This is a genomic window from Magnetococcales bacterium (genome assembly GCA_015232395.1).
GTDB lineage: Bacteria > Pseudomonadota > Magnetococcia > Magnetococcales > JADFZT01 > JADFZT01.
The window spans coordinates 1-6049 of the sequence record JADFZT010000134.1 but is presented as its reverse complement, the minus strand read 5'-3'; the positions used below and the strand labels follow the sequence as shown (position 1 = coordinate 6049).

Annotated in this window: 3 protein-coding genes; 1 reads left to right on the top strand and 2 read right to left on the bottom strand. The window is 57.2% G+C overall.

The window, feature by feature from the left end:
• A partial coding sequence (locus tag HQL52_19615) for an AAA family ATPase (protein ID MBF0371650.1) occupies window positions 1-3132 on the top strand: 3132 nt, incomplete at its 5' end.
• Window positions 3133-3229: 97 nt separating this feature from the next.
• On the opposite strand, the gene HQL52_19610 is transcribed toward HQL52_19615, so the two are convergent.
• Window positions 3230-3838, bottom strand: coding sequence for a hypothetical protein (locus tag HQL52_19610; GenBank protein ID MBF0371649.1), 609 nt, complete (start codon window positions 3836-3838; stop codon window positions 3230-3232).
• Window positions 3835-5028: a toll/interleukin-1 receptor domain-containing protein gene (locus HQL52_19605; GenBank protein MBF0371648.1), complete on the bottom strand. Its 1194-nt coding sequence runs from the start codon at window positions 5026-5028 to the stop codon at window positions 3835-3837. Before HQL52_19605 ends, HQL52_19610 begins: the two co-directional genes overlap by 4 nt.
• Window positions 5029-6049: the final 1021 nt, after the last annotated feature.

The window sequence follows — 6049 nt, the reverse complement described above, 5'->3', positions numbered from 1 at the left end:
GTTGGGGTTGGGGGGGGGGGGGGGGGGGGGGGGAGGGTTTTTGGGGGGGGGGGGGGGGGGGGGGGGGTAGGTCTTTTGGAGGGGGGGGGGGGGTTGGTGGGGGTGCGGGGTGTTTTGGATGGATTGGAGGCGGAAGCCGCGGGGCTCTATCGATTTCGGGGTAAAATTCAGGAGATCAATCGGGGGCTTGGGGCTTTTAAGGAAGCCAAGGATCGGGGGCGGGAGGTGGCGCTTTCCCAGCGGCAGTGGCAGGAGCTGGATGGGGAGCGTCGATCCCGGGAGGCGGCCCTGGAGGCGCTTCAATCCAGCTTGGAGCAGCAGCAAAAAGAGCGGCGGCGTTGGGTGCGGATTCATCGCAACCTGCCCCGTTTGGCAGAGCAGGCGGCTCTTTCCACAGCCCTTGGGGAGTTGGCAGGGATTCCTGAACTTCCTCCGGATGGCCCCCAGCGCCGACGCCAGAGTGTAGAGGCGTTGCGCCGGGCTGAGCTTTCCCTGGAGCGTTCGAGTCAGGAGATCGAGCTGCTGGAAAAGGAGTTGGGGGAGATCCATCTGCCGGATTTGTTGTTGGCTCGGGAGGGGGAGATCGAAGCGCTTTTTCAGGAGGGGGGGCAGATCGTCAAAAGTCTCGCCGACCTTCCCCGGCGACAGGGGGAGCTGAAGGGAGTGGCAGATCGGATCGGGCAGTTGCTCACTGAGGCCGGTCTCGAACCCGATCCCGATGGAGCCCGGGCAAAACTTCCTCCCCGCCCCCTGCAAGCAGAGGTGCGTGAGCTGATCAACGCCCATGGTCGCCTGGAAAGTCGTTTGGAGGAGGCGGGTAGCGCTCTGGCAGAACTCATCCGGGAGCGGCAAGGGGTCGCCCGAGAGTTGGTTGATTTCGAAAAAATACCCGACCCCGCTCCCTTGCAGGCCACCCTGGGGGAGGTGCTGGAGTCTGGCGGGCTGGAGCGGGAAATCCGGGAAGAGCAGCGCAAGCTGGCGGGTTTGACCGATCAGCTCCAGGGGGAGCTGGCCTCTTTGGAACACGTTTCCGATCAGATCGGAAGCTGGATCAAAAACCCCATTCCTTCGGTGGAGGTGGTGGAGCGCTTTGAGGTGGAGATGCGCACCCATGATGAAGCGGTCAAGCAGGTTGAGCGGGACATTCGGGAGGCCCAACGGGGCGTTGACGAGGGTTTGGCGGAAATAGAGGGTTTGGAAGCGGCCGGGGAGGTGCCCACGGAAGAGGTGGTGCAGGCGGCACGCCACCATCGGGATCAGGGGTGGGCGCTTTTGAAACGTGGTTTTGTTGAGGGGCAGGAGGATATTTCCAAAGAGGCTGCGGAGTATGGTGGGGATCTTCCCTTGTCGGAAGCTTTTGAAGGGAATATGGCCAAAGCCGATGGTTTGGCGGACGGACGATTTCAGGAAGCGGCCCGGGTGGCGCGTTTTCGGGCCTTGCAGATCGAAGTGGCCAGGGGGGAAAAGGGGCTGGCTGAACTTTTGACCAAGCGTCAGGCGTTGGAAATAACAGAGGGGCGGCTCACCGAGCGGTGGCATGGGGCGTGGCAGGGAAGCGATCTGATCCCGGATGCCCCCCAGCGGATGCTGGGTTGGCTGCGGCGGCGGGAGGGGGTGGTGCGGCTTTGGTTGGAGAGCAATGCATTGCAACGTCAGCTCCAGGATCGGCTGGCGCTGGCAGGACATTGGAAAACCCGCTTGGGAGAACAGCTGGTCGCTATGGGAGAGGTGGTTCCCCAGGGGGGGGTGGGGGAACTGGTGCGATTTGCCCGGGGGGTGGCCGAGGGGTTGGAAAAGAGGCGGGCCGAGGGGCGACATCTGCAAGAGCGTCTGAAAAATTTGATTAAAAAGGAAAGCCTTTCTCAGGATCGCCTGGAAGGAGGGCGGCGAGAGATGGCCGGATGGACCCGGCGCTGGCAGCAGGCCATGATGGCATTGGAACAGGATGTCAGCGCACCTCCCAGCCGGATTGTGACCTACCTGGAGGTGTTGGGAGAGGTGGGACGGGAGTTTGTCAACTGGGATAACCTCAAGGGGCGGATCAACGGGATGGCGTGTGATGTGGAGGCTTTTGAATCCCGGGTGAGGCCCTTGGTGGCGGCGGTGGCAGCAGATTTGATGGAGAGCCCGGCAGTGGAAGGGGTGGGGATTTTAAGGCAGCGACTTCAGGAGGGAGACCGGCTTCGGCAGCGGCGGGTCGGACTGGAAAAAAATCTGGCCAAACATCAAAGCCAAGCCCGGGAGGCCCAGGGGGATTTGCGCCAGGCCCAGGGGGTGTTGGCAGAGCTTTGCCGCTTGTATGGATGCTCAGAAGCGGGGGAGTTGGAGGGGGTCGAGGCTCTGTACGCTCGCAAGAAAGAGTTGGCCACCTCCTTGGCGGCGCTGGAAAAGGGGCTTCTCAAGGAGGGAGAGGGATTGACCCTCCAGGAGATGGCTGAAGAAGCGGCATCGGTGGATCGGGACCGGTTGCCGGGACAGCTTGAGGCGCTGGAGGAGGAGATCGGGGTCCTTGGAGAAAAACAGGCGGTCCTCTCCCGGCGTTTGGGAGAGATTCAAGTCGAACTGGATGGAATGACCGGTGGCAATGGTGCGGCAGCCCAGGCAGCCCAGGAAAAGCAGGAGGCGTTGGCGGGAATTAAACGGGGAGCCGAGCGCTATCTGGAGCTGAAGTTGGCTTCAGGGTTGATCAAAAAGGCGGTGACGCGGTTTCGGGAGCGCAACCAGAGCCCGGTGTTGAAGAAGGCCGGGGAGATGTTTCGGCAGCTTACCTGCGACCATTTCAGCGGTTTGGAGATGGATCTGGACAGCAGCGACAATCCGATCTTTTTGGCCAAGCGCCGGGAAGGGGGGCGGATTGGGGTGGAGGAGATGAGCGACGGTACCCGGGACCAGCTCCATCTGGCGTTTCGTTTGGCACTTTTGGAAATTCGTGAAGAGGAGCAGGAGCCCCTACCCCTGGTTTTGGATGATATCCTGATCCATTTTGATGACCAGCGCGCTGGTGCCACCTTGAGGCTGCTATCTCAAAGAAAGTCCCCTACCCAGACCCTCTTTTTTACCCACCATCCCCACCTGATTGAGATCGCCCGCAAAGAGGTGGGCGAGGGGGGGATGGCGGTGGTGGAGCTGTAGCTGTAGCGGATGTTTGGTTTTTGGGGTGATGTCGCGCCTTTTGCATGAAGTCCCGTTTTCAGAACAAAAACACGATGCAATTGTAAGGTTGATCATACTACCCTTGTGAAGAGGAAGGCTCCCCAAACGCCAACCGGTCGAGGATGGCGGCGAAACGTCCTCCCGGAGAAAAGTTGGTCTCAAAGGTCTCTTTGACCAGAGGGTCTAGGCTCTCTTTTGGGAAAATATCCCGGGTCTGCCCGCCCAGCTGGATCATGGGCATTAGTACCGCTTTCGGGTGAGAGCGCTGTAGAATATCCCGCTCCTCTTGCAAACCATCCATCCCTCCCATGAACACCCCCAGGCCGATGTTGTTTTCCGAGAGCATGACCTGACGAAAATGGGTCAGATTGGGCAATAACTTGCCAGCCACTTTATCCACCAGTTTTAACTCGGGGATGGCCTTGATTTCCGGTGGGAACTGATCTTCGAAAAAGCGGGATTGATAGAGGGTGACATGATCCACCTGGCCGGTGTGTTTGGCCCATCGCGCCAGAAAAACGGTGATGGAGGGGTGGCCCCCAAAGATGAGGGGGATGTTGCGTATGGAGGTTTCCATGGCGAGAGCCAGCACCGCATCCCGGATAGCCAGGGGTTTGCAGTCGGCATATTGGGGTTTGCGAGCGAGATCGGGCACGGATGCGGAGAGAAAGACCGATTTTTTCATGGAATCCCTCCCAACCATGAGGACAGGTTTTCCTGATAGAGCGCTTTTACGGGCAGATTGCCGTTGAGCCAGGCCATATGCTCAAGCCAGGCAGGATCTACCCCTGAGCCATTATAATACAACGATATCAAACCAGATGGCAGCTTCTGTTTGGCTTGGGAACGGGAGGCTTCCTGGAGATCCTGGCTGACTGGAACCCCTGGCAGGAGCTGAAGCCAGGCGATTGATTGGCCATTTCGCTGTAAAACCAGGCCACCGGGTTGGAATTGTACTTTCAGACCAACCTGCCCGGCCCTGTCACGGCAATAGACCAGCATGGCATAAAATCGATCCCCGATCTTTTCTGCGCGTATTTCTTCCACCTTGTTGAGGATTGTTTCGAGTTTGGCGGTCTGGAGCAATCGATCCCGCGTTATTTTGGTGGTGGTCGAAACGAAATCCGCATTTTCCAGCGTCAGATGGGGGTGATAGTGGTATCCGATGGTTAATTGGCTGGTTCCTTCGGGCATTTTCAGGCGCAGGATGCCGATGCCGTGTTGATCGGCCTGATCCAGCTCTTTTTGTACCCACTCACTTTGATCGATGCCGGGGGAGTCCAGCAGAATCAGCAGGTCGGAATCCACCAGTTGATGCATGAGGGCTGTTTGAAAGTTTTTGCCGGGGATGATTTCGCAGTTGTCGAGAAAAGGGCTGTAGCCAATGCCGTTCAAGCTATCGAACAGCTGCCGGGCCAGGGCTTCGGTTTCATCCCGCCGATAGCTGATAAAAATCCGCCGCCGCTCCCGAACCAGCGACAACGCTTCCAGCACGCCGTTGACCAGCTGATTTTCCCAATCGGCTTGATTCTGAAAGGTGCATTGAAAACCACGGCAGCTCTGTGGAAGTTCCTTGGCAATCGTACCCTTGGCATCACTGCTCACCACCGGGAAAAGAGGCAATCCCCGTTTGGCAGCCTCTTCGGCAACGGCGGCCTCTTCGTGGGCATCATTCCCCCAATAGATCACCGCCAGGGGCAGGGGGGGATCACCACCCACCGCGATGGCTTGCTGAAATTCACTGACAGAAAACTTTTTCAGCCAGAGAATGGGCACATGCCCCAAGCCCTGGACCCGTTTTTTAAGTCGCTGCCAGATCGCATTGGTTTCCGGTCCATTGGCTCCCAAAAACAGAACCCGATAAGCCGTGGTCATTGGTCTCTCCAAGAGAGGCTGAAAAAAGGTGGTGGGTTGGTGGATGGTTACAGATATATGGCCCGTATCTTTAGATGATGGCTGATATCATGGTTGAATAACAACCAGCAACACTTTCGGCGATTATTGAAACGACTTGGCCGTTCTGGTCCTGAATGGTGTTGAAAACGGCAAAAATTGCTTCATAAGCACGTTAGCAATCCGAGGATGATTCATCGCAGGGGGGGATGAAGGGGATATCCACTCCAGATGATTTGACTGACTGAAACCATTCGCTTGGAACGCGCTACACGATCATCAAAACCCAAGCCAATGAGGCCCCAAACCCAATCCCCACCAGGATATCCTCGAACAGGGGAATTAAGCCCCCTCCTAAAAAACCACCCCCATATTTCAGTTTAATCTCACAGTTGGGGCAGATTTTCGGGAGGGGGGGATGCTTGATTTTGAGGGCCTGATCGACGATGAAAGAGATTCCGGCCAGCCAGAGAGACAAACCAGCGAATAAAGCAGGCCCCACCCACCACCCTTCTCCCAGCCTTTGAAGGGCTTGGTCGTAGAACAACACCATCCCCACACTTACCAGAAAGAGGTAATACAGGATCGCTGACGAATAGAGGCGACGATCCTGGTAACTGCACCTTTCACAGGAAACGGAATGAAATCGACAGGAAAAAATCATCATCTACCCCCCTACTTGGGTCGGTGAAAGGGCTGAAAGAGCCCCTGAATCAGCCCTTATTCTCATAACCAAAAGCCTCAATAAAGAACTCCAGCTCTTGGATGGCAGGTTGAAGGTGTGAGCAGGCGGCGGCTTTCTCCCACCGGTGCTGCTCCTTGTGGAGATTTCCCAGATTGTATAGCAATTCAAATCAAGAACTGGGCATATGCCCGTTTTTGCTGTCATTCCCGCGAATGCGGGAATCCAGGGGGGCTGGCGCGAACCTTTCCAAAATCTTATATCACTTTCAACAAAACACCGACCTTTCTTGAAGATCTGGTCTTTCCTTGAGGGCAATCA

Bases quoted from the DNA above. Each gene is read 5' to 3' on its own strand.
- HQL52_19610 (MBF0371649.1), bottom strand. From the start codon at position 3,838: ATGAAAAAATCGGTCTTTCTCTCCGCATCCGTGCCCGATCTCGCTCGC.
- HQL52_19605 (MBF0371648.1), bottom strand. From the start codon at position 5,028: ATGACCACGGCTTATCGGGTTCTGTTTTTGGGAGCCAATGGACCGGAA.